The following is an 18,308-nucleotide window of genomic DNA, read 5'->3' on the forward strand; positions in this document are numbered from 1 at the left end:
GCACCTCGCCGAAGCTGGTCGCCGTCTCCTCAGAACTCTGGTCGATGGGCGACACCGTGCGCGTGATCGGGGCGAGCCTTGGCGTCTCTCGCGCCATCGTCGCCGGCATCGCATCTGCTCGGCGTGACCTGTTCCCAAGGCGCAGGCCCGGCAAGCAGAAGGGCGTCGGGTTCTGGTCCGGCGACAAGATCGTCATCGCCGCCCAGCTGTGGGCCGAAGGCAAGAGCACCGCCGAGGTTGCCGAGCACTTCGGCGCCAAGCCGACGTCGGCCAATGCGCTGATCACCCGCAATCGCGAGCTATTCCCCCATCGCGGCAACATGCTGAAGCAGACCGGCATGAAGCATCCGCCCAAGGCCAAGAAGCCGAAGCCCGCCCCGCCCGCCGTGAAGCCACAGCCGGCGCCGAAGATCGCGGCCGCGCCCAAGCCGATCGCCGCCGCCGAGCCGCCGATCGTCCGCGACCGGACCCCGAAGGCCGAGTCCTTCCGGCCGCTGCTGGGTGCCGAGCCCATGCCGGTCCTCTCGGCACTCATCGCGAACCGTTGCAAATGGCCTGTCCACGCCGGCGACGACCCCTTCACCAACGCCGCGACCTTCTTCTGCGGAGAGCAGCGCCTGGCCGTCGGGCCGTATTGCGCCGGGCATCACCGGCTCGCGCACAGCAGCGGTACACCGAGCGAGCGCAGCGCCGACCGGGTGCTCGAGTTTCATGCGGGGAGGGCGGCCTAGTGGCCCTCATCCTCGGCATCGACGGCGCGCAGAAGACCGGCTTCTGCTTCTACGACGACACCCGCAGCATGTCGGCTATGCGCCCCGGCCTGATTAAGGCGACCGGCGAGCAGATCGAGGACAAGGCCGCATCTATCGCCCGGCAGATCTGCCTCATGATCCGCAAGGATCGTCCCGACTTCATCGCGATCGAGGAGCCGCTTCGCACAATGCCTGGCGGCGTGAAGCGCAAGGTCAAGTTCATGGGTGAGCAGGAAGAGGTCCAGGGCGGCGCCGGCGGCACGCTCGCGCTGATCTCCTCGAACCAGATCGTCGGCGCTATCGCAGCGGTGTGCGCGATCAAGGACATCCCATTCGTCACCATCAGCTCGAGCAGCTGGCGCAAGCAATTCCTTGGCTTCGGCCGGTCGCCCGGCTTGGACCGCACTGGATGGAAGAAGGCGGCGCGCGACCGATGCGCGGCCCTGAAGATCACCGTCACCTCGGACGATGCGGCTGAAGCCTGCGGCATCGCCTTCGCCGCCACCGCCACCCCCGAATTCAAGATGCTCCGCCACCAGAAGGAGAAGGCAGCATGAAGAACAAACTCAGCCACCTGAACAATCACCTGTTCGCCCAGCTCGAGCGCCTGTCGGATGAGACCCTGACCCCCGAGCAGATCGAGCAGGAGGTCGAGCGCGCCAAGGCAATCGTCGGCGTGTCCGATCAGATCGTCGGGGCGGCGGCCTTGCAGTTCAAGGCGGCAGAACTGGTCGCCAAACACGGGCGCGGCGTCTCGGACATGATCCCCGAAAGCATGGGTGGTCGGCAGCAGATCGAGCACGTCAGAGCCGAGGGACCGAAAACCGACGAAGAGCGCGAGCGCGCCGAAGCGGAGGCCCGCCGCATCGCCCGTGAAGCCGTGGAAGAACGGCAGGAGTGGGCTCGGCAGGGAGCCGTGCAATGAAGGGCCGCAACATCCCCTACAGCGCAGCGGAGATGGCTTGGCTTGAGGCTCATCGGCTTCTCGTCATCAGCGAGTATCACCGGCTGTTCTGCGAGACCTTTGCCCGCACCGACGCCTCTCTGGCTAACCTCCACAGCCTCCGCAAGCGGAAGGGCTGGAGCACCGGCAGGACCGGACATTTCGCGAAGGGCGAGACGCCCGTGAACAAGGGCAAGAAGTGCGCCCCTGGCGCCGGCGGGCTGCATCCGAACGCTCGCAAGACGCAGTTTCGCGTCGGGGGCATGACGGGCGCCGCACAGCGCAAATACAAGCCCATCGGCACCGAGCGCGTCAGCATCGACGGATATCGCGAGCGCAAGGTTCATGACGAGCTTCCGCGTCAGTCGCGCTGGCAACTTGTGCATCGGATCGAGTGGGAAGCCATCAACGGCCAGGTCCCTGCAGGTATGGCTCTGAAGTGTCGGGGCGACCGGCTGAACACCGATCCGGCGAATTGGCAGTTGGTCCCTCGCGCGATCCTTCCTCGCCTAAATGGCGGGCGCGCCAAGACGCTGGTGGCCTATGACGAGGCGCCTGACGAGTTGAAGCCGACGATCATGGCTCTTGCAAAGCTCGACCATGTCGCTCGCCAGAGGAGCGCCGCGTGATCCATCCCGACGACATCGACGGTCTGATCGGCGCCCTTCAACCTCACCTCGACGGCGGGCGCGTCGGCTATGCCGGTCTCTTCTCACCCGTCCAGCTGAACTATCACGGCATGTGGAGCGAGATCATCGCCGTGATCGCCGACCTCAGCAACCAGGACTTCGACCATCCCTATGTCCGCCGGCTCCGCGAGGAGATGCACGGGATCGTGGACAGCGGCGCGCTGCCGCCGGAGGTATTCGCGGTGAACACGACCTTCCATGGCCGGGAGGCGCTCGAGGATCACCAGCCGGCGAGGGCGGCAGCATGAGCGCCATCAAGTTCTATGTCGGCATCCACCAGCCGGCGGACGCCAGGCATTTTGATCTGGCGTGCATCAGCATCAATAGGCTGCGCGGACGAAAGAAGACCGTCGACTGCGGCGACGTGTTGGTGGACAGCGGCGCTTTCACCGAACTGGAAAAGTACGGCTGCTATCGCTACGGCGTCGAGGAATATGCAGCCGACATCCGCCGTCTGCACACCGCCGGCGTCGTAAGCATCTCCGCAGCCGTCGCCCAAGATTACATGTGCGAGGCTTGGATGCTGGAGAAGACTGGCCTGACGGTCGAGGAGCACCAGCGCCTCACCATCGATCGCTATGACGCGCTGGTGGCATGTGACCTTCCAGTTCCGGTCCTTCCTGTCCTTCAAGGGTTCTCGCCGTCGAGCTACGCCAAGCATGTCGCGGACTATGGGGATCGGCTGAAGTTTGGAATGTGGGTCGGCGTCGGCAGCGTATGCAAGCGCCAAGGCGATCCGCGTGCCATCGTCGCCGTCTTGTCGGCCATTCGCGCCGCCTGTCCCGACCTTCGGCTGCATGGCTTTGGCGTCAAGACCACGGCTCTCCTGCATCCCGGTGTTCGCGAGATGCTCTACAGCGCCGACAGCATGGCCTGGTCGTTGGCAGCTCGCAAGCAAGGCCGGAACGCCAATGACTGGCAGGAGGCACGCACCTTCGCAGATCGCATCAACGCATGGGCCGCTCCGCTCGAGTGGCAGCTGGAGATGTTCGCATGATCCGGACTTGTGCAGCGGATATTCCCGCGTTCATCAGCCACTCGGTCCCGCTGCCCCGCTGCTGCCCGGTATCGGGCAACCCGGCGCCCGGTTCGACCGTGCGCATCTCATATCAGACCGCGGGTATCGTCCTTCCGGTAGAGGATCTCGCCGCGTGGATTTCCGAATACGTCGGAGGGCACCCGAGCGGCCTGCGCGAGATGGAAGCGATGATCCAGGACCTGGCACGCCGAGCGGCCGAGGCTGTAGCGGTGCCGGTGCGCGTCGTGGCCGACCTCCGCATTGATCCGCCATGCGCTGCGGACCAGCAACGCATGCGCGTCTCGGCAAGAGGTGCCGCATGAACGCCGCGGCGCACATCGACTACGAGAACGCGATCAACGTCGAGGAGGAACAACTCGTCCTCGGCGCCATCCTGACGAACAACGACGCCGCGGCCATCACACGGTCGATGCTCAAGCCCGAGTATTTCGCCGAGCGACTGCACCGGGACATCTACGCGGTCGCGGTCCGGCTGATTGATGCCGGAGACCTCGCCAGCCCGATTACGCTCCGCGCCCATTTCGAGCCTGGCGTCATGGTCGGCGAAATTACCTTGAGCCAGTATCTGGCGCGTCTTGTCTCGCAATCACCCGGCGTCTTCAACGCGAAGGCCTATGCCAAGGGCGTGCTGCAGGCGTGGCAGCGGCGGCAACTTGTCGACCTCGCGCTCGAGATGGCCGAACGGGCGCGGCTCGCATCGGTCGACGCCAGTCCTGAGACTTTGGCCGGCGAACTTGGCGAGCGGATTATCGACATCGTCAACTCCGGCGTCGATGCCAAGAAGAGCCGGCAGTACGGCGACATACTCCTGTCGGCGATGCAGGCGGCGCAGGACCGGCGAAACGACGACCGCGGCTTGATCCGCTGGTTCTTGCCGGAACTGGACGACGTCATCGGGCCCGTCCGCCCGGGCAACCTCACCGGCTTCATGAGCGACAGCGGCGGCGGCAAGACTTCGCTGTCGGCGATGCAGTGCCGGTTCGCTGCCGAGGCCGGTATTCCGACGGGCTTCTTCTCGATCGAGATCACCGAGGAGGAGGCGGCGATGCAAATGGCAGCCCAGCGCATCGGAGTGTCCATGGGTGAAATTGACGCCTTCGACCTCCTGAGGCCGAAGCAGGACGCCCTGATGACCGAGCGCGAGACGGGGCAGAGCCTGCCGCTGGTAATCGAGAGCTTCGACCGGGCGGACCTCGCGGAAATCGGCTCACGGGTCGCCATGCTGAAAAAGCGCATGGGCCTAAAGTTCGTGATGATCGACCACGCCAAGCTGATCGAGCTGCCGGGCAGGGGCGGCGACAACTTCGCGGAGCGGGTCAACGGCTTGTACCGAGGCCTAAAGGCGATCGCCAAGAACACGGGCGTCGGCATCGTCGTCTTGATCCAGCGCAACAATGACTGGAAGGGCCGGAAGAACCCAAGACCGATCCCGTCGGATGCCTACGGCGGCGGCGGCGTGAAGCAGAGCCTCGACGCCTTCTTCTCCCTCTATCGGCCCGAAACGCTGTGGGCGGAGAAGATGGAAAGCGAGGCCAGCGCCGACGAGCGCGCCCGGCTCGCCGCGCTGATCGAACAGACCCGCGGCTATGCCTGGGTGATCAACCACAAACAGCGGCGCGGCGTGCCGTTCATGCAGAAGCGCATTCGGTTCGAGGCGTCGTTCACCAGGTTCTCGTCGGACCGCGTCGTCTCGTCCGAGATCGAGCAGGAGTTGCCGTTTTGACCGACACATCCCGCCCACAGGTCCGCGCCTGGCCATGGGGCCGAGGCTACCACGCGCACTTCCGCAAGCCCGGCGGCGGCTGGCAATTCGTCCGCAAGGCCGACGGCAAGGCTGAGGTTTTCCCAACCACCGAGGCCGCCAAGGACGCGGCGACCGCGATCATCTTCCGCTTCATGTGCCCGGAGATCGTCGCCGAGCGTGCGCCCGACATTGACCCGATCGAGCGGAAGGTCGCCGACGAGTTCGCCGAGTTCAAGCAGCGCCGCGCCAACGAAGACCGCCGGCTGCGCACCGAGACCTTCACCATGCACAAGGCCGGGCGGAAGCCGGTCGTGGTCGAGACCAGGAAGAGAAGCGCATGACCGACCGAATTCCCTGCTGCGTTCCTTTCTGCCGGCGAACCGTCGCGAGAGCGAAGCTGAGGGAAGGCCACACCGAGTGGCTATGCCAAAAGCACTGGCCGACGGTGCCGAAATCGCTGAAGCGCAAGAAGCGGTTGGCCGAGCGGATCGCGGATCGTGCCGATGAGCGGTTCAACGCGCTCTACACCCAGCAATGCGGCTTTCTGCAGGAGCAACTCGACCGCGCGACTGCGGCTACGAACCTCTGCGGCCGGGTTTGGGAGCGCTGCAAGGCTGCCGCCATCGAACACGCGGCGGGCATCGCATGACTAACGCCAAGGCCCATCTGGACATAGTCCTCGACGGCCTTGGCGTCCGCCTGGTTCCCGTCTGGCGTCGCCGGCGCGGGGCACAGAGCCATTCCCGCGCCACCATGCGGGAGATCCTCACAGAGCACGGGGAGGCACACCTGGCGCTCGTCCTGCGCTTTATCCGCGAGAGCTCTGGCAACAAGACAGCCCTTTGGAGCGAAACCATCGGCTCGCTCTCCGACATCCTGCTGCAGCGTCCAGACTGGGCACAGAGGCCGTCCGAGGTCTTCGCCGCGCTCGACACGATCGACCTGAACGAAACGCGCCGTGAGGCTGTCCTGCTGCGCCCTTGGCCTGTCCGGCATTCCATGCGGGCATTCCTCTACCGCGACATGAAGCAGCGCCTCGACCAGCGCATCGACAAAGACCTTCTTGGAGACGATCCCGCATGACCGAACTATCCGAAGACGCCGCGCTGCTTGCCGACACGGTGCTGTTCGTCCGCGCCCGGTTCATCGAGGCGGCCGACAGCTTCGCGCATGTCCAGGTTTCGGGAACCCGCCCATCGGTCGCGTCCGGATTCTGGCCGGCCATGATCTCCGAGACGGTCGACGGTGACTATGTCTCGCGCTACCGTCCGTCACCCGGCGCGCTCTCCCGAATGGAGGAGGTGATGCACCACTGGCTTCCGGATCACATCGGCGACGCCGAGCAGCGGATCCTCGTTCTCAAGTGGTCAGCATCGATCGCAGTGCCGAAACTAGTCGGCTCCTTCCGGTCCTTCTGCAAGAAAACAGGCCGCAATCGAACCACTGCCGAACGTCGTGCCGATGTTGCATTTTATAGCGTTGCAAGCAGCTTGCTCAAAAGTGTTGAATTGTTGCGTGAACCTGACTGGCACCGTGTAGTGCCAATGCTGCCGGAATGGGGTAGTGAAATCGGTATGGTCGCAGAACGTGTGACGGAGCGCCACAACCACTGGCGAACCGCCGACGCCAAGCCCACCGACCTTCCTGAAAGCCGCGACTTCACCTGGGCTGACGATCGAAATGATCGCCGGCGGCGCGGTGTCGAGCGCAAGGCGGGATAGGGCTGTCTGAAAGTGAGTACGCCTAGAATCTGATGCCCAGCCGCCGCTCCTCCTCGACGCGAAATTTCTCCGCGTCCTCCTTTCGCTTGAACGGGCGGGATTTAAAGCCGCCATTCTCGCCGACCCTGACGACAAAATTTCCGGCCTGTTCCGAAAGCTCGACGCTGACCTGTTTCGTTCCAAAGTCCGACACGGCGTCCCCTTGAGATCTGGATCGAAGCTGTGGCAGGAGCCATCATCCACTTCGTCGGATTCAAGGATGAACGGTATCTCTCAGCCGTCAAGGTCTGGGGCCCGCCGACCTACATCCACCGCGGCTGGGACCTGAGAGCACAGCGCGAGATCGAAGAGGGCGACACGGTCGTCTTCGCGGACGGGCCGGCAGACCAAGAGCCTAGGGCCAAGAGCTTCAACGACATCACAGAGTGAGGGCCATGGCCGAGCCGAAGAGCGTCACCAGCATCTTCCTCGAGCTCCGGGCTGGTCGCATCACGATAGAGCAGGCGGCCGCGCAGCTCGCCGCGCTCCGGCGCCGCCGAGGGCTGTGGGACGCGCTTGGCAGAAATTGACACGAGGCAGGCATGATCGACCAGAGCATAGTCGCCGTCGCTTTCATGCTCCTCGCTGCGCACTGGGTCGCCGACTATCCGCTCCAGGGCGACTTCCTGTCGAAAGCGAAGGTCGCCGGCCCGCTCCGCATCTATCACCTCGTCGCTCATGCCGGCATTCAAGGTGCTGGCGTCTTCCTCGTGACCGGATCGCTGGTCCTCGGTCTCGCCGAATGGGCGGCACACACCGCGATCGACGAAGCGAAGTGCCGCGGCTGGACGACCTTCGCTCAGGACCAGGCGCTGCACGTGGTGTGCAAGACGGCCTGGCTGCTGATGATCATGATGGGGGCCGGTTGGCAGTCTTGATGGCTGCGAGTATGCCCGCGGCCAAGCTCATTAGCGTTGCCAGATACGTGGGCCAGTTTTGAACGCCACCGTGAGAAGAGCATGCGCCTCTGCTGCCGACAGACGGCGACGCCCATCCATCTGAGCAGACGATCGGCCCGACAAAAGCGAAGAGCACAAAAGCCGTTGCGATAGCGACTATCAGGCCAACAACGATCGGTCTTGGCATATCGGCTCCCCTCAATTGCACCTGGGCTGATCGAACGAGATGCCTGGCATTCAGCCGGGATGCACACCCGAAAGGATCTGACATGAAACGAAGCTTCTGCCTCATGCTGATGGGCTGTCTTGTCCTGTTCTCGACGTTCTTCCTCGCCTCGATGCCGTCCTCGGCCGCCGTGCCAGCCATCGTCGCATCGCAGTCGATCGACGCGCACGACTGGCTGGCGGCCATCGCTGACCAAGCCGATGCCCTGGCCGCCATGCAGAGGGCGCCCGACAGCCCCGAGACGCCGCTGATCGAAGCCAGTCCGACCGGCCCGCTATCGCCCGTCTATGCGCTGTCCTACCAGACCAACGGCTCCAACCTCGTCGACTCCCACCGGCGCTGTTAGCTCGGGCATCACGACTTCGCATCGGCCTCGTCAGAAGTGGCGGGGCCGATGGGAAGACGGTTAGATGGTGGGGTGAGGCCTAGGCCCCCCTCTGAACGCGCATTAGCGACATAATGGTGTCCGGGGACTGATCAACTGTGAACGTGGATGCGCCGTCGCCAGGGTTCACCGCATATGCGATCATTGCCCCGCGACCAAGTGGGGCGATTGACGCCATGTGGTCCATGTTGATCCAGATTTTGTGCTGGTCAGTCGTTAGTTCGATCCACATGCCGTTCATCCCCTCAATTTCAGGTAGCGCAGCACACCATGCCCTGCCGCCCCTGTGAAGCCCGCCGCCACATGCTTGCCGAGGCAAAGGCCAAAGGCGGGATCAAGGGCGTAGTGAAGGCGCTGCCGTCAGTCGGGCGGCACATGTTGACGAACCCGTTTACCAGACTTCCGCGACCCCCACGCGGGAGTTAACCCGAAGTAGACGTCTGCAGCTACACGGCACTTCGAAAAACCGTCGCGTTTCCAAAGTTGGCTTTACATGAGGGGCATTTGAAAGGATGGCCGGGAGAACTGACGTCTCGGACGACGGTAAGAAACAGGCCTTTCGCTTCGCAAACCGGACAGATTGGTGCCCCGACAGCGTGAACTCCCTTCGTGTGATAGCGGAGGCCATTCACGCTGATGAGGTTGTCTTCTCTGTAACGAAGAGCGTCCCGAAGTTTAGAGATCTCGGCGTCCTTCTCGCGAAGTTGGTCCGCGACGTCGACCAAGCCGAGCTTCGCGTCGGCGAGAGCGCTGGTGAGTTCGGCGACTTTCAGCTTCATCGTCGCTTGATCCATCTGAGCATCGACCGCCCGAAGTTCCTTCACGATCGTAAGGGCGGAGCCAACTGCAGCCAGTGATCCTGCGATATCCATCGTGCTCTCCCGAGAATCAGCGACATGCCCGCACTATCAAATCCGAAGCATGAGCTGTTCGCCAGCAGCCTCGCCAAGGGCATGTCCGCAACCGACGCCTACGCAAAGGCCGGATACAAGCCAAACCGATCCCACGCGTCCCGTCTGGTAGCAAACGGTAACGTGCGGAAGCGTGTCGCGGAACTGCAGCGTCGCGCCGCGGGAAGGGCCAAGGTGACGATCCAGACGATCGCCGATCAACTCGACGAAGACCGCAACTTCGCTCGCGAGCAGGGCAATGCACAGGCGGCGATGAGCGCGACGATGAACAAGGCGAAGCTCCTCGGCCTCTACAGCGAGCGCCGCGAACTTTCCGGCCCTGGGGGGTCTCCTATTCAGACGGTCGACCTGACAGGCGCCACCGATGACCAGCTTGCCGCCCTTGAGAGCATCTTCGGTCCGCTTGCCGCCCGCCTCGACGATCATGAGGCTGATCCGGGCGGAGAAGGAGAGGCGCCGGCAGCAGGCTGAGCGCGACCGCGTTGCCAAGGACGCCGAGAGGATCCGCACGAAGTGCCAGACGCTCGTCGGGTTCGTCCGTGAGGCTTGGCACGTTCTGGAGCCGAACCAGCGCTACATCCACGGATGGCACATAGACGCCGTCTGCGACCACCTCGAGGCGGTGACTGACGGGCGCATCACCCGACTGCTGATCAACATCCCGCCTGGAACGATGAAGTCGCTGATCGTGTCGGTGTTTTGGCCGGCATGGGAGTGGGGGCCTCGCGGCTTCCCCAGCATGCGATATCTGACGACGTCGTACAAGGAGGACTTCGTCAAGCGTGACAGCCGGCGCATGCGCGACCTCGTGACCAGCGAGTGGTACCAGAGCCTCTGGCCTGAGATCGCCATGGCGCGAGCAGGCGAGATCTCGTTCGCCAACACGAAGACGGGCAACCGAGAGGGTGTTGCGTTCGCCGGCCTCACCGGCGGGCGCGGCGACCGCGTCATCATCGACGACCCGCATTCGACCGAGACGGCCGAGAGCGACGCTGAGCGAGAGCGGACAACGCGCATCTTTCGGGAGTCGGTCCCTTCGCGACTGAACGATCCGGTGCGATCGGCGATCATCGTCGTGATGCAGCGTCTGCATTCGAAGGACGTTTCGGGTCAGATCGAAGCGCTCCGGCTCGGCTACGAGCACCTGATGCTTCCGATGGAGTTCGAGCCGGCGCGTCGGTGCCGGACGTCCATCGGCTTTGTGGATCCGCGGGAGTTCAACGGCGAGCTGCTGTTTCCCGATCGCTTCCCTCGGGAGGTGGTCGAGCGGGACAAGATTCCGATGGGCTCCTATGCGGTCGCCGGCCAGTTCCAGCAGCGGCCTGTGCCGCGCGAGGGCGGTCTGTTCAAGCGGGGCTGGTTCGGCATCGTCAACGCGGCGCCCGCCGGCACGCGATGGGTTCGACACTGGGATCTCGCCGCCAGCAAGAAGAAGCAGGGCAGCAGCGGTCAGGCATTCACTGCGGGCGTCAAGCTTGGGAAGATGCCGGACGGGCGCTTCATCGTCGGGCACGTCGAGCGGCTCCAGGAAGAGGGCCATCAGGTCCGCGTCGCCATCAAGAACATGGCGGAGGTCGACGGGAAGGGCGTGGAGATCAGCCTTCCGCAGGATCCTGGTCAAGCTGGCAAGGTGCAGGCTCAAGACCTCGTGCTGATGCTGGCCGGCTGGAACGTCCATGCCGAGGCGGAGACAGGCGACAAAGTCACACGGGCCACGCCGTTTTCCGCGCAGGCTGAGGCCGGCAACGTGTTGTTGCTGCGAGGCTTTTGGAATGAAGCCTACCTCGACGAGATGGCGAATTTCCCGAATGGCGCGACGAAGGACCAGGTCGACGCCTCGTCGGGCGCATTCGCGCGGCTCACCATGAAGCGCGAAGGTAAGTCCGGAAGCACGCTAACCACGACGACTGCCGGCGCCTACTGACGGACGACTGCCGGATTGCGGCTCGTGAGCAGTGGAATGACGATCGATGTCACGCCCGCGAGGACGTGAGGCCACCAGATACGGTCCGCGAAGCCGAACAGCCACGGCGACGCTGCCAGGAAAATGCCCGAGACGACATCATTCGCCAAGTGAACCTTCATCGGGATGAGCTTGATGAGGCTCAGCTCGTATCGTGTGAACAGGCTGAAAAAGATCACGCTTACGCCCAGGATTCTGGGAACGAGTTCGGCCGCGGAGCCGTCTGCGAACCCCAGCAGGAACGGGCCACCAATCAGAACCGCCCCGTAGAGATAGTCGATCACGCCGTGGATCCTGGTCGGAATCATGGTCACGTCCCCCGGTTAGCGGTCCGTTAAACAAATCCTTTCAACGGCAGATGTTCCTCAAAGGCCCTATTTGATGACCGGATCTGTCGACCAGAAGCATCCTGACTACTCCGATCGGCAGCCCGAGTGGAAGGAAATGCGCGACTGCGCCCGCGGCCAGCATGCGGTCAAGGAAGCGGCCGAGGAATACCTGCCGATGCCGTCCGGCTTCAGGGCCCAGGACGATGGCGGCCGCGCCATGTACGGCGCCTACATGAAGCGGGCGCAGTTCCCCGAGATCCTGGGCCCAACCGTTCGAGGCATGGTCGGCATCATCCATCGCACCGAGACGCAGATCGACCTGCCGACCAGCATGCTCGGGCTGTGGGAGAAGGCGACGGTCGACGGCCTTTCGCTCGAGGCTTTCCATCGCCGCGTCACAACCGACATTCTGCTGACCGGCCGATACGGCATCCTTGTCGATGCCCCGCCGGAAGGCAGCGACATGCCCTACCTCGCCGGCTACTCGGCCGAGGCGCTGATCAACTGGTCCGACGCTCGCGACTTCTACGTCCTCGACGAGGGCGGACTGACACGCGAGGGCTTCTCCTGGACCGAGAAGCGCAAGTTCCGGGTGCTGGAATTGCTCGACGGCCGCTATGTCGTCAGCCGTTACAGCGAGACCACAAAGGATGACGGCGAAGTCGTGCCGACCAAGCGCGGCGGCGGTGTGTTCGAGGAGATCCCGTTCGTCGTCATCAGCAGCCGCGATCTGTCTGTCGCGCCCGACGAGCCGCCGCTGATCGGCGTGGCCCGCGCGGCGCTGGCGCTCTACCGGCTCGACGCCGACTACCGCCATCAGCTCTTCTGGAGCGGACAGGAAACGATGGTCGTCATCAATGGCGATGCGCCTTCCGCGATCGGCGCGGGCATCGTCGTGAGCCTGAAGAGCGGAGAGACCGCCGAGGGGAACGAGCTTCGGCCTGACGTGAAGTATGTAGGCCCTGCAGGAACTGGCATCGCCGCTCACCGCGTCGCCATTCAGGACGAGCGAGACAATGCCGTCGCCGCCGGCGCTCGCATCTTCGACAGCGTCCAGCGCGCTCAGGAGAGCGGTGAGGCGCTTCGGCTACGGTATGCGGCGCAGACCGCTACCTTGACCTCTATCGCTCAATCAAGCGCAGCAGGGCTGGAGAAGGCGCTCCGCTACATCGCCATCATGACCGGTGCCAACCCGGACGAGGTGGTCGTCAAGCCGAACCTCGACTTCCTCGACGCGACCATGACGCCGCAGGATGCCGCGGCGCTGGTCACGGCTTGGCAGAACAACGCCATCAGCTACGAGACGCTGTACGAGAACCTCCAGCGCGGCGAGATTGCCAGTTCGGAGCGGACGGCCGAGGAAGAGTTCGCGCAGATGCAGCGAGAGCAGTTCGAGCCGGATGAGGTCCGGGCTGCACTGTTGCTGCCACCCGCGGGTGGGTGAGGGGGACGCAACACGTCTCTAAGTGTATTCGCATATTGTAGACGGACGAAAATTATAGTGTGCGCGCGCCGTCCATCGAGTGGAAATACAACGGCGCTGCTGTGCCAGATCGCACCTCAGTTATGGGTTTCGGGTCTTGCATCACTACTCGGCAGCACGCGGTATCAAGATGCTACTTGATGAACTCTAGTCGCTGTGGATCAGCGGTTCGCTGAACATTATAATAGCTTACATTCGCAACATGCGTCGACCCAAATCGCTGCTTCCCCTGAAAGTCGTAGCCGACAATCAAAAGGCAAAGCGCTTGCAAAGGAGAGCCTTTCGCCAGCGGCAAATCGGGGAAAGAAGTTGATACCTCAGACACCGACCCCGGCTGCAAAATTACAGTTTTCAGAAAGCCAAAATCACTCGGGTCAGCTGGCTTTCCCTGAAAGTACTTCCCATCGTCATTGCTTGGGTGTTTACAAGATTTCTCATTAAGCTTCTGAACTGAAACGAACACCCTTTCAATGATCGCGGGCCTATTCCCTGCGTTGATAGCCTGAAACGTCAATCCGATCGAGCTGCTCTCGCTATCCTTGCCGTTACGATATTCTGCTGGTGGGGTGAGGCGAAAACCCACTAGATAGACTGTCTCGGACACTCTTACGGAAACATATGCGGTGTAAACGCTGACCGAAACGGCAGCCACCGTCAGAAGCAGTTGAAAATTGCTCGACAGCCAGGCTCCAACATGATCGGCGCCGTCATCGAAAGCCGCCTTCACCCTTCTAACCCAGTCCGGCATTCATATACCCTGTTTACGCGATCAAGCATGCCGCTCCCGCGCGGTAGCCCCGTCCACAATTCGGAATTTGCAACATAGGAGTGGCGAGTGGCAGCGCAAGCGAATGTTTCTCGAAGAGGGTGGGTCCTGATCACAGGGGCCATTCCTGCCGGCTGCGCACGGGCATGGCAGGCTATCGTCGACGGCAACTCGGTCGCCGGCATCTTTAAGATTGTGGCAGGCGGCACCTTCATGCTGTCCTACCAAGCCGCGGGCGATGGGAAGCCGACGGTCGAGGGGTTCGCAACCTTCGATAAAGCGCAAGAGCGAGCAAACCTCGTCCTCAGCACCAGAATGGTCGTCGGCAAGCCGATCGGACTCGCTGCTTAGTCCCCACCCTCACCGCCCTTTTCCCTAGGCCCGCTTTCCGCGGGCTTTTTTAATGCCTGCAGTGCGGGCGATTATGGAGCAAGCCAGTGGCTTTGAAAGCTATCGTCGACAGCCTTGATGGCGTCGATGCCGCCTTCCACGACCTCTACGAGGAGAAGGACGGCAAGTTCGCCCTCCAGATCGAGGGGATCGAGTCTCATCCCGGCGCGCAGTCGCTGAAGGCGGCGCTCGATCGCGTCCGGTCTGAGAAGCGCGCCGTCACCGACAAGTTGACCGCCGCCGAAAGCCGGCTGGAAGGCCTGCCGGAAGACTTCGACGCCGACGCCTACGAGACGATGCGCGGCTTGGCCGAGGGCAAGGAGCCTCCGAAGCTGGAGGAGCGCCTCGAGCGCCAGAAGGCTGACCTGGAGAAGAAGCACAAGGCCGAGAAGGACCGCCTCGAAGCACGGGCCAACAAGCTCGACGGCACACTCCGCCGTGTCATGGTCGACGAAGGCCTGACCAAAGCGCTGCTCGATGCCGGCATCGACAAGTCCTTCCTCCCGGCCGCCAAGGCGCTGCTGAAGGAGAAGGGGCAGATCAAGCTCGTCGAGGACGACGACGCCATCCAGGTTTTCGCCGACGACGGTGTGAATGACCGCACCGCTCTCTCCGACTACGTCCGCAAGTGGTCGACCGAGGACGAGGGCAAGCCCTTTATCGCCAAGCCGACCGGCGGCGGTGCTGGCGGCGGAGACGGCAAGCGCTTCGGCGAGAACCCGTTCGACCCGAAGAACCCGAACCGGACGAAGCAGCAAGAGCTGATCGTCGCGAACGACGCCAAGGCCCGCCAGATGGCCGAGGCCGTGGGCATCAAGCCCTACTGGTAAGCATCCCCGGCGTCAGTGACGCCACCAGAGCCAGGCTGCGCCCAGTGGGGTGGCCGATCCGATCCTTTCACCCCACTGTCTCAATAGGAGCCTCTCATGGCCACCACACGCCTGAGCGACGTCATCTATGGCCCGCTCTTCCTCCCCACGACGATCCAGCGCATCGCGCAGCTTTCGCGCATCCGCAACTCGCCAATCGTCTCGGCCGACGCGCAGCTTCAGCAGTTCGCGAACGGCCCTGGCGATCTCGTCCAGATGCCGTTCTGGAACGACCTGACCGGCATCTCCAACGTCTCGACCGATGATCCGGCCCAGAACGCCACGCCGAACAAGCTGACCCAGGGCCAGGACATGGCTCGGAAGATCCGCCGCAACAACGGCTGGCAGTCGGCCAATCTGGTCGCTTCCATGCTCGCCGAGGATCCGCTCGACGCCGTCGCTCAGCTCATCGCCGAATATTGGGTGCGCGAAGAGCAGCGTATCATGGGCCAGCAGATGGCGGGCGTGTTCGCCTCGGCGGGCATGGCCGGCAACGTGCTCGACGTGGCGTCAGAAGACGGCGCCGTCGCACCCATCAATCTCGATGCCGAGGTCGCGTCGAATGCCTATGCCCTGCTCGGGGAGTATGGGCAGACGCTGTCCGCGGTGATGATGCACTCGCGGGTGTTCTACAACCTGCGGGCCCAGCGGGCGATCGAATTCGGCCGCGACCCGGTGACTGGGCTCGAGTTCACGCGGTGGGACGACAAGGACGTCTTCGTGTCCGACCAGTGCCCGCGCGAGGCTGGCGATACGAGCGGCTTCAAGTACACGTCCTACCTCTTCGGCAACGGCGCCATCGGCTATGCCGAGGCAACCGGCGCCGGTGGGCCCAAGAAGCCGGTCGAGCTCGACAGCGCGCCGTCCGCCGGCAACGGCGAGGGCGTCGAGACGGTCTGGTATCGCCGCCACTGGGTCATGCACCCGCGCGGCGTCCAGTTCAGCGCGACCCCGGCTTCCGCGTCCGGCGTCACAGATGCGGAACTGGCTGCGGGCGGCAGCTGGACCCGTGTCTACGATCCGAAGCTGATCCGCATGGTGGCCGTCATCACGAACGGCTGAGGGCAGGGGCCTCGGCCCCGCCTATTCCCCCGCCCCATCATCCTGGAGAAAATCCATGACTTCCGAACTTCAGAACGATCCGCTCCTGGCGGAGGCGATCGCACGCCGTGACGAAAGCCGCGCACAGATCCTACGGGCCCGCGCGAACCGCACCGGTGGCAACTCCGTCGAACGGCTGGCAGCAGCTTTCGACAAGATGGCCGCGCAGGCTGAGAAGGCATCCCGTCAGTCCACCGACGCCCTCGGCGATATCGACCAGCCGCAGCCCGACAAAGCCGGCACCGCTCCGACGCTGTCGGACAGTGCTGGCAACTTCGCACCCAACCCGGCAGTCGCCAACGTTGGCGGCATCGGCGTCGAGGCGAGCAACACGAAGGCCGGGACCGGTCAGCAGGCGGAGAAGCCGGAAGACGTCGATCTGTCTGGTGCGACCGCCGGCGTCGGTACGGACGGTGAAATCGGCGGCAACAGTGCCGAGATCCCCACCGACTGGGAAGGCTCGCACTGGCGCACTCGTGTCGCGCTTGCCGAGAAGATCAGCGGCCGAGACGACGTGAAGACCGAAGAGGCCAACGCGATCATCGCCGCCGAGGTCGCGCGCCGCCGATAAGGTCAGTAGGGCCGCCTCTGAACTCGGGCGGCCCTATCGCTGGCTACGAAGGATGGGCTTCAGTTTCAGCGACGCCGCCATCGCCTACGAGCTTCTCTTTGACCCGCTCGATTTCCGCGTCGTCGACCTCGATGGCGTGGCCGGAATCGTTCGGCAAACCGCCTGCGGTCTGGCTGATGTTCTCGTTCTTGGGACGAGCATTGACGCCGTCCGAGATCGGCGCCGCTGGGGTTTTCTTATCCGTTTCGCTCATTTGGTCCTCCTCTGATTGAGGCTGAACGCGCGACCGCTCTTTTCGTGACATCCGACCCGAACCAGATCGAGGGCGTCCCATGGCCGACACCTATGGCACCCGGGCAGAAGCCGATGCCTATCTCCTCGCTCGGGGGAGCACCGCATGGGCCTCCGCCACCGAAACGGCTCGAGATGCGGCGCTGATCCGCGCATCGGGCTACATCGACGGGCGCTATCGCGCGCGGTTCTCTGGCCGAAAGGCGGAGGGCCGGGCCCAGACGCGTGAATGGCCGCGGGTCGGTGCGACCGACGCATCCGGCGAAGAGATCGGCGAGACCGAGGTTCCGTCCGAAGTGCTCGACGCGACATTTGAGGCTGCCGCGCGGGAACTGTCGTCGCCGGGCTCACTCGCGCCAGACTTTGACGCCGGAACTCTGATCAAGCGCGAGAAGGTGGGGCCGATCGAGACCGAGTACGCAACGCCAATCGACGCGGCGGCCGCGCGTCCGGTGGTGTCCATCATCGACGACATCCTTTCCGGTCTCCTCACCAGTGACAGCGCCACCACGACTGGCGGCGTTTCCTTCCTATTGAGAGCGTGATGCAGACCTTCGATTATACCCGCCCGCGAGCCACAGCCGAGCGCCTCATCGCTCGGTTCGGCAAGGCGGCCGTGCTTCGGAAAAGCGTCGCTGCAGATCCGGACCCATACGACCCGGACGCGGGGACGACCTCGTCCGAGTTCACAGCGATCGAAGTGGTGGAGCTCAACAGCGAGTTGCGCGACGCCACTGGCACGCTGATAGATCAGACTTCGCACAAGTTGCTCGTCAGCACAGCCGCCGGCGTAGAGCCGCAGGATGAGGACGCAGTGGCCATCGGCCTCAGCACGGACGAGGTGGGCGAAGGCACGATCTGGCTGATGATCGCGAAGGTTCTGCCGCTGGCTCCGGGCAGCATGACGCTCCTCTACGAAATCACGCTGGAATCCTGATGGCGATCCGCGACACGATCGAAACACTGCTCTCCCGGTATGACAAGGCGCTGCGTGAGGCGTTCCTGGCCGCTATCGACGACATACGCAACGGCGTCACGCTGAAGGCAGTGGTCGAGAAGCTTGAACGCGGAGACGTTGCTGGCGCGGTCGATGTGTGCACGGCGGTGACAAACCAGGCCACAGGAGCGCCGGCATAACGCCGAGTGCGGCGGAGTAAAATCCGGCCAGTGGTTAGGCTGTTCTCTTTTGCAGAGGGC

At 63.7% G+C, this 18,308-nt stretch carries 31 protein-coding genes; 26 read left to right on the forward strand and 5 right to left on the reverse strand.

Translation table 11 applies throughout. The features are described from left to right. The first annotated feature begins 44 nt into the window (after positions 1 to 44). The 15 genes from IEX88_RS26030 (at position 45) to IEX88_RS26095 (ending at position 7,805) form a co-directional block, all read left to right on the forward strand. A complete protein-coding gene (locus IEX88_RS26030) occupies positions 45 to 731 on the forward strand; it encodes a GcrA family cell cycle regulator (RefSeq protein WP_188855395.1) in 687 nt (228 codons plus the stop codon). After that, positions 731 to 1,309: a RuvC family protein gene (locus tag IEX88_RS26035; RefSeq protein ID WP_188855396.1), complete on the forward strand. Its 579-nt coding sequence runs from the start codon at positions 731 to 733 to the stop codon at positions 1,307 to 1,309. The genes IEX88_RS26030 and IEX88_RS26035 overlap by 1 nt, the downstream gene beginning before the upstream one ends. After that, the gene (locus IEX88_RS26695; RefSeq protein WP_210319341.1) at positions 1,306 to 1,677 is read left to right on the forward strand and encodes a hypothetical protein; all 372 of its coding nucleotides are present in this window, start codon (positions 1,306 to 1,308) and stop codon (positions 1,675 to 1,677) included. The genes IEX88_RS26035 and IEX88_RS26695 overlap by 4 nt, the downstream gene beginning before the upstream one ends. Further along, on the forward strand, positions 1,674 to 2,324 hold the full coding sequence (locus IEX88_RS26045) for an HNH endonuclease family protein (RefSeq protein WP_188855397.1): 651 nt from the start codon (positions 1,674 to 1,676) through the stop codon (positions 2,322 to 2,324). Before IEX88_RS26695 ends, IEX88_RS26045 begins: the two co-directional genes overlap by 4 nt. Further along, positions 2,321 to 2,632 (forward strand): hypothetical protein, encoded by a 312-nt coding sequence (locus IEX88_RS26050; RefSeq protein ID WP_188855398.1) that lies wholly within the window; start codon positions 2,321 to 2,323, stop codon positions 2,630 to 2,632. Before IEX88_RS26045 ends, IEX88_RS26050 begins: the two co-directional genes overlap by 4 nt. Then, positions 2,629 to 3,381, forward strand: a complete 753-nt coding sequence (locus tag IEX88_RS26055) for a deazapurine DNA modification protein DpdA family protein (protein WP_188855399.1) — start codon at positions 2,629 to 2,631, stop codon at positions 3,379 to 3,381. The genes IEX88_RS26050 and IEX88_RS26055 overlap by 4 nt, the downstream gene beginning before the upstream one ends. Continuing rightward, positions 3,378 to 3,725: a hypothetical protein gene (locus IEX88_RS26060; protein WP_188855400.1), complete on the forward strand. Its 348-nt coding sequence runs from the start codon at positions 3,378 to 3,380 to the stop codon at positions 3,723 to 3,725. Before IEX88_RS26055 ends, IEX88_RS26060 begins: the two co-directional genes overlap by 4 nt. Continuing rightward, on the forward strand, positions 3,722 to 5,146 hold the full coding sequence (locus tag IEX88_RS26065; protein ID WP_188855401.1) for a DnaB-like helicase C-terminal domain-containing protein: 1,425 nt from the start codon (positions 3,722 to 3,724) through the stop codon (positions 5,144 to 5,146). The genes IEX88_RS26060 and IEX88_RS26065 overlap by 4 nt, the downstream gene beginning before the upstream one ends. Further along, positions 5,143 to 5,508: a hypothetical protein gene (locus tag IEX88_RS26070; protein WP_188855402.1), complete on the forward strand. Its 366-nt coding sequence runs from the start codon at positions 5,143 to 5,145 to the stop codon at positions 5,506 to 5,508. Before IEX88_RS26065 ends, IEX88_RS26070 begins: the two co-directional genes overlap by 4 nt. After that, a complete protein-coding gene (locus tag IEX88_RS26075) occupies positions 5,505 to 5,816 on the forward strand; it encodes a hypothetical protein (RefSeq protein WP_188855403.1) in 312 nt (103 codons plus the stop codon). Before IEX88_RS26070 ends, IEX88_RS26075 begins: the two co-directional genes overlap by 4 nt. Further along, positions 5,813 to 6,250: a hypothetical protein gene (locus tag IEX88_RS26080; RefSeq protein ID WP_188855404.1), complete on the forward strand. Its 438-nt coding sequence runs from the start codon at positions 5,813 to 5,815 to the stop codon at positions 6,248 to 6,250. Before IEX88_RS26075 ends, IEX88_RS26080 begins: the two co-directional genes overlap by 4 nt. Beyond that, the gene (locus IEX88_RS26085) at positions 6,247 to 6,888 is read left to right on the forward strand and encodes a hypothetical protein (protein ID WP_188855405.1); all 642 of its coding nucleotides are present in this window, start codon (positions 6,247 to 6,249) and stop codon (positions 6,886 to 6,888) included. Before IEX88_RS26080 ends, IEX88_RS26085 begins: the two co-directional genes overlap by 4 nt. A 222-nt stretch (positions 6,889 to 7,110) precedes the next feature. Further along, complete coding sequence (locus IEX88_RS26090) at positions 7,111 to 7,317, forward strand: hypothetical protein (RefSeq protein ID WP_188855406.1); 207 nt, start codon at positions 7,111 to 7,113, stop codon at positions 7,315 to 7,317. A gap of 5 nt (positions 7,318 to 7,322) precedes the next feature. Beyond that, the gene (locus IEX88_RS27145; RefSeq protein WP_274604647.1) at positions 7,323 to 7,457 is read left to right on the forward strand and encodes a hypothetical protein; all 135 of its coding nucleotides are present in this window, start codon (positions 7,323 to 7,325) and stop codon (positions 7,455 to 7,457) included. A 12-nt stretch (positions 7,458 to 7,469) separates the two neighbouring features. After that, on the forward strand, positions 7,470 to 7,805 hold the full coding sequence (locus IEX88_RS26095; RefSeq protein WP_188855407.1) for a DUF3307 domain-containing protein: 336 nt from the start codon (positions 7,470 to 7,472) through the stop codon (positions 7,803 to 7,805). On the opposite strand, the gene IEX88_RS27390 is transcribed toward IEX88_RS26095, so the two are convergent. After that, positions 7,777 to 8,193: a DUF3761 domain-containing protein gene (locus IEX88_RS27390; protein ID WP_505625259.1), complete on the reverse strand. Its 417-nt coding sequence runs from the start codon at positions 8,191 to 8,193 to the stop codon at positions 7,777 to 7,779. The genes IEX88_RS26095 and IEX88_RS27390 overlap by 29 nt on opposite strands. Here IEX88_RS27390 and IEX88_RS26100 point away from each other — a divergent pair. Next, positions 8,096 to 8,398 carry a hypothetical protein gene (locus tag IEX88_RS26100; RefSeq protein WP_188855408.1) on the forward strand — a complete coding sequence of 101 codons (303 nt, stop codon included), beginning with the start codon at positions 8,096 to 8,098 and terminating at the stop codon, positions 8,396 to 8,398. The genes IEX88_RS27390 and IEX88_RS26100 overlap by 98 nt on opposite strands. A gap of 485 nt (positions 8,399 to 8,883) precedes the next feature. Here IEX88_RS26100 and IEX88_RS26105 read toward each other — a convergent pair whose 3' ends face one another. Further along, positions 8,884 to 9,309: a hypothetical protein gene (locus tag IEX88_RS26105; RefSeq protein ID WP_188855409.1), complete on the reverse strand. Its 426-nt coding sequence runs from the start codon at positions 9,307 to 9,309 to the stop codon at positions 8,884 to 8,886. 24 nt (positions 9,310 to 9,333) lie between these two features. On the opposite strand from IEX88_RS26105, the gene IEX88_RS26110 reads away from it, so the two are divergent. Then, positions 9,334 to 9,819: a terminase small subunit gene (locus IEX88_RS26110; RefSeq protein ID WP_188855410.1), complete on the forward strand. Its 486-nt coding sequence runs from the start codon at positions 9,334 to 9,336 to the stop codon at positions 9,817 to 9,819. Beyond that, positions 9,773 to 11,272, forward strand: a complete 1,500-nt coding sequence (gene terL, locus IEX88_RS26115) for a phage terminase large subunit (protein WP_188855411.1) — start codon at positions 9,773 to 9,775, stop codon at positions 11,270 to 11,272. The genes IEX88_RS26110 and terL overlap by 47 nt, the downstream gene beginning before the upstream one ends. On the opposite strand, the gene IEX88_RS26120 is transcribed toward terL, so the two are convergent. Beyond that, positions 11,266 to 11,595, reverse strand: coding sequence for an SPW repeat domain-containing protein (locus tag IEX88_RS26120; RefSeq protein ID WP_244640507.1), 330 nt, complete (start codon positions 11,593 to 11,595; stop codon positions 11,266 to 11,268). The two genes, terL and IEX88_RS26120, sit on opposite strands and share 7 nt — an antisense overlap. A gap of 220 nt (positions 11,596 to 11,815) precedes the next feature. Between IEX88_RS26120 and IEX88_RS26125 the strand changes: the two genes are divergently transcribed. Beyond that, positions 11,816 to 13,084 carry a DUF4055 domain-containing protein gene (locus IEX88_RS26125; RefSeq protein ID WP_188855413.1) on the forward strand — a complete coding sequence of 423 codons (1,269 nt, stop codon included), beginning with the start codon at positions 11,816 to 11,818 and terminating at the stop codon, positions 13,082 to 13,084. A 172-nt stretch (positions 13,085 to 13,256) separates the two neighbouring features. On the opposite strand, the gene IEX88_RS26130 is transcribed toward IEX88_RS26125, so the two are convergent. Further along, entirely contained in the window at positions 13,257 to 13,871 is a 615-nt protein-coding gene (locus IEX88_RS26130) for a hypothetical protein (RefSeq protein WP_188855414.1), read from the reverse strand. A gap of 87 nt (positions 13,872 to 13,958) precedes the next feature. On the opposite strand from IEX88_RS26130, the gene IEX88_RS26135 reads away from it, so the two are divergent. The 4 genes from IEX88_RS26135 (at position 13,959) to IEX88_RS26150 (ending at position 16,820) form a co-directional block, all read left to right on the forward strand. Further along, positions 13,959 to 14,240, forward strand: a complete 282-nt coding sequence (locus IEX88_RS26135; protein ID WP_188855415.1) for a hypothetical protein — start codon at positions 13,959 to 13,961, stop codon at positions 14,238 to 14,240. An 86-nt stretch (positions 14,241 to 14,326) separates the two neighbouring features. Further along, positions 14,327 to 15,109, forward strand: a complete 783-nt coding sequence (locus IEX88_RS26140; protein WP_188855416.1) for a hypothetical protein — start codon at positions 14,327 to 14,329, stop codon at positions 15,107 to 15,109. Between the two features lie 96 nt (positions 15,110 to 15,205). Then, positions 15,206 to 16,210, forward strand: coding sequence for a hypothetical protein (locus IEX88_RS26145; protein WP_188855417.1), 1,005 nt, complete (start codon positions 15,206 to 15,208; stop codon positions 16,208 to 16,210). A gap of 55 nt (positions 16,211 to 16,265) precedes the next feature. Further along, positions 16,266 to 16,820 carry a hypothetical protein gene (locus IEX88_RS26150; RefSeq protein ID WP_188855418.1) on the forward strand — a complete coding sequence of 185 codons (555 nt, stop codon included), beginning with the start codon at positions 16,266 to 16,268 and terminating at the stop codon, positions 16,818 to 16,820. Positions 16,821 to 16,863: 43 nt separating this feature from the next. Here the strand turns inward: IEX88_RS26150 and IEX88_RS26155 are convergent, their stop codons facing one another. After that, on the reverse strand, positions 16,864 to 17,073 hold the full coding sequence (locus tag IEX88_RS26155) for a hypothetical protein (protein WP_188855419.1): 210 nt from the start codon (positions 17,071 to 17,073) through the stop codon (positions 16,864 to 16,866). A gap of 79 nt (positions 17,074 to 17,152) precedes the next feature. Here IEX88_RS26155 and IEX88_RS26160 point away from each other — a divergent pair, with 79 nt between their 5' ends. The 3 genes from IEX88_RS26160 to IEX88_RS26170 are packed head-to-tail and all read left to right on the forward strand — an operon-like array spanning position 17,153 to position 18,248. Next, positions 17,153 to 17,656 (forward strand): DnaT-like ssDNA-binding protein, encoded by a 504-nt coding sequence (locus IEX88_RS26160; protein WP_188855420.1) that lies wholly within the window; start codon positions 17,153 to 17,155, stop codon positions 17,654 to 17,656. Further along, on the forward strand, positions 17,656 to 18,048 hold the full coding sequence (locus tag IEX88_RS26165) for a hypothetical protein (protein WP_188855421.1): 393 nt from the start codon (positions 17,656 to 17,658) through the stop codon (positions 18,046 to 18,048). The genes IEX88_RS26160 and IEX88_RS26165 overlap by 1 nt, the downstream gene beginning before the upstream one ends. Then, entirely contained in the window at positions 18,048 to 18,248 is a 201-nt protein-coding gene (locus tag IEX88_RS26170) for a hypothetical protein (RefSeq protein WP_188855422.1), read from the forward strand. Before IEX88_RS26165 ends, IEX88_RS26170 begins: the two co-directional genes overlap by 1 nt. Positions 18,249 to 18,308 lie beyond the last annotated feature (60 nt).

Source organism: Aureimonas glaciei, from assembly GCF_014643375.1.
Taxonomy (GTDB): domain Bacteria; phylum Pseudomonadota; class Alphaproteobacteria; order Rhizobiales; family Rhizobiaceae; genus Plantimonas; species Plantimonas glaciei.

Excerpts from the sequence above, each read along its gene's own strand:
- IEX88_RS26165 (WP_188855421.1), top strand. The coding sequence starts at position 17,656 with ATGCAGACCTTCGATTATACCCGCCCGCGAGCCACAGCCGAGCGCCTC.
- IEX88_RS26075 (WP_188855403.1), top strand. The coding sequence starts at position 5,505 with ATGACCGACCGAATTCCCTGCTGCGTTCCTTTCTGCCGGCGAACCGTC.
- IEX88_RS26045 (WP_188855397.1), top strand. The coding sequence starts at position 1,674 with ATGAAGGGCCGCAACATCCCCTACAGCGCAGCGGAGATGGCTTGGCTT.
- IEX88_RS26030 (WP_188855395.1), top strand. The coding sequence starts at position 45 with ATGGGCGACACCGTGCGCGTGATCGGGGCGAGCCTTGGCGTCTCTCGC.
- IEX88_RS26155 (WP_188855419.1), bottom strand. The coding sequence starts at position 17,073 with ATGAGCGAAACGGATAAGAAAACCCCAGCGGCGCCGATCTCGGACGGC.
- IEX88_RS26145 (WP_188855417.1), top strand. The coding sequence starts at position 15,206 with ATGGCCACCACACGCCTGAGCGACGTCATCTATGGCCCGCTCTTCCTC.
- IEX88_RS26055 (WP_188855399.1), top strand. The coding sequence starts at position 2,629 with ATGAGCGCCATCAAGTTCTATGTCGGCATCCACCAGCCGGCGGACGCC.
- IEX88_RS27145 (WP_274604647.1), top strand. The coding sequence starts at position 7,323 with ATGGCCGAGCCGAAGAGCGTCACCAGCATCTTCCTCGAGCTCCGGGCT.
- IEX88_RS26150 (WP_188855418.1), top strand. The coding sequence starts at position 16,266 with ATGACTTCCGAACTTCAGAACGATCCGCTCCTGGCGGAGGCGATCGCA.
- IEX88_RS26130 (WP_188855414.1), bottom strand. The coding sequence starts at position 13,871 with ATGCCGGACTGGGTTAGAAGGGTGAAGGCGGCTTTCGATGACGGCGCC.
- IEX88_RS26105 (WP_188855409.1), bottom strand. The coding sequence starts at position 9,309 with ATGGATATCGCAGGATCACTGGCTGCAGTTGGCTCCGCCCTTACGATC.
- IEX88_RS26085 (WP_188855405.1), top strand. The coding sequence starts at position 6,247 with ATGACCGAACTATCCGAAGACGCCGCGCTGCTTGCCGACACGGTGCTG.
- IEX88_RS26060 (WP_188855400.1), top strand. The coding sequence starts at position 3,378 with ATGATCCGGACTTGTGCAGCGGATATTCCCGCGTTCATCAGCCACTCG.
- IEX88_RS26695 (WP_210319341.1), top strand. The coding sequence starts at position 1,306 with ATGAAGAACAAACTCAGCCACCTGAACAATCACCTGTTCGCCCAGCTC.
- IEX88_RS26080 (WP_188855404.1), top strand. The coding sequence starts at position 5,813 with ATGACTAACGCCAAGGCCCATCTGGACATAGTCCTCGACGGCCTTGGC.
- IEX88_RS26170 (WP_188855422.1), top strand. The coding sequence starts at position 18,048 with ATGGCGATCCGCGACACGATCGAAACACTGCTCTCCCGGTATGACAAG.
- IEX88_RS26160 (WP_188855420.1), top strand. The coding sequence starts at position 17,153 with ATGGCCGACACCTATGGCACCCGGGCAGAAGCCGATGCCTATCTCCTC.
- IEX88_RS26125 (WP_188855413.1), top strand. The coding sequence starts at position 11,816 with ATGCCGTCCGGCTTCAGGGCCCAGGACGATGGCGGCCGCGCCATGTAC.
- IEX88_RS26065 (WP_188855401.1), top strand. The coding sequence starts at position 3,722 with ATGAACGCCGCGGCGCACATCGACTACGAGAACGCGATCAACGTCGAG.
- IEX88_RS26095 (WP_188855407.1), top strand. The coding sequence starts at position 7,470 with ATGATCGACCAGAGCATAGTCGCCGTCGCTTTCATGCTCCTCGCTGCG.
- IEX88_RS26110 (WP_188855410.1), top strand. The coding sequence starts at position 9,334 with ATGCCCGCACTATCAAATCCGAAGCATGAGCTGTTCGCCAGCAGCCTC.
- IEX88_RS26100 (WP_188855408.1), top strand. The coding sequence starts at position 8,096 with ATGAAACGAAGCTTCTGCCTCATGCTGATGGGCTGTCTTGTCCTGTTC.
- terL (WP_188855411.1), top strand. The coding sequence starts at position 9,773 with ATGAGGCTGATCCGGGCGGAGAAGGAGAGGCGCCGGCAGCAGGCTGAG.
- IEX88_RS27390 (WP_505625259.1), bottom strand. The coding sequence starts at position 8,193 with ATGGCTGGCACGGCGGCCGAGGACGGCATCGAGGCGAGGAAGAACGTC.